Origin of the sequence: Bathymodiolus heckerae thiotrophic gill symbiont (genome assembly GCF_900128515.1) — a bacterium.
GTDB lineage: Bacteria > Pseudomonadota > Gammaproteobacteria > PS1 > Pseudothioglobaceae > Thioglobus_A.
Window position 1 is genome coordinate 1 of the sequence record NZ_FQTP01000223.1, and the last position, 1,121, is coordinate 1,121.

Annotated in this window: 1 protein-coding gene and 1 pseudogene; one reads left to right on the forward strand and one right to left on the reverse strand. The window is 37.0% G+C overall.

Annotated elements, in window-relative coordinates; all coding sequences use genetic code 11:
* Positions 1-121 (forward strand): annotated as a pseudogene (locus tag BTHERMOSOX_RS11430) (IS1595 family transposase); the annotation flags it as partial.
* Between the two features lie 3 nt (positions 122-124).
* Here the strand turns inward: BTHERMOSOX_RS11430 and BTHERMOSOX_RS11435 are convergent.
* Complete coding sequence (locus tag BTHERMOSOX_RS11435; RefSeq protein WP_212744663.1) at positions 125-1,012, reverse strand: hypothetical protein; 888 nt, start codon at positions 1,010-1,012, stop codon at positions 125-127.
* Positions 1,013-1,121: the final 109 nt, after the last annotated feature.

Consider the following 1,121-nt stretch of genomic DNA (forward strand, 5'->3'; position numbering starts at 1 on the left):
GAATAAAAATATGTTTAATCTACACTTGAAAGAATGTGAATTTAGATTCAATAATCGCAAGCAAAATCTTTATAAGATTTTGCTTGAAATGTTCAGAAAAGAGTCGCTTAAGTTGTCATGACCCTTATTCTTTATTTTTTTCAGCTTTGTTCAGGTTGTTCGTTAAATGCATAGTAGCCTGATCAGCAATATATTTCCAGTTTGTCTCACTTGAACTACCCGTGTTTACATAATCAAGATTACGATCTTGGGTGAACTGAACGGATACCATCATATTGGTTAATGCTGTCATATCAGCACCTAAAACATACTTAAAACGATCGCCTTTTTGCATTTGTAAAGCGTTAACTAAGAAACCATGATCTAAATCTACGCCAGTAGAGTCTTTACGAGTGACAATTGGAGACATGGCGTCTTTCTGATATAAAGCTTCACCACGTAGCACAACCGGGCCCAACGATGCTGTTTCAATTGCAGTATCAAATGATCCACCTAATTGCGTAATCTTATTTAATTTTTCTACCATATTGTAGACCGCATGTGTTGTTCCTGCTGCAGATCCACTTACTGTAGTTCCGTTACCTAAATCATTTGTAACATAAACACCGCCAGCTGAATTATTCACGGTTTCTACCAGTATAGCGCCATCGGCACTACTTGTCCAATAAGTATCAACATATGGATTTGTATCGTTACCATGAATAACATTCATCGAATAATTTAAACCATCTGATGTTGTATTTTTATATCTCGCTGATAGGGTAGGCATCGAATCATGATCAACAACATATTTTGAAGTCAATCCTACAAACTGATCAAAAGTTGCAAAAGTTGCATTTGGCATATAGTGAAATACTTGAGTTGGATTCGCCTTTCCTGCTGTCCACTGAGCAGTTGTTATATCCGAAAAAAGATTTTGAGCATTCGCATTGTTTGCAACAGTGCCACCCACTTGATTAGTTGCGGTAGTCAGCAAATGTTTTAGTATCGATGTAGCTAACGCGATTGTCATACCACCAGTTTGCATCATTAGCTGTAGACTTAAGCTTGTACACTTCTTTGCCGTCAACTGAACAATCTGCTTCTATTTTGGCATTTTGTGTCCACTTGTTACGCTTAAT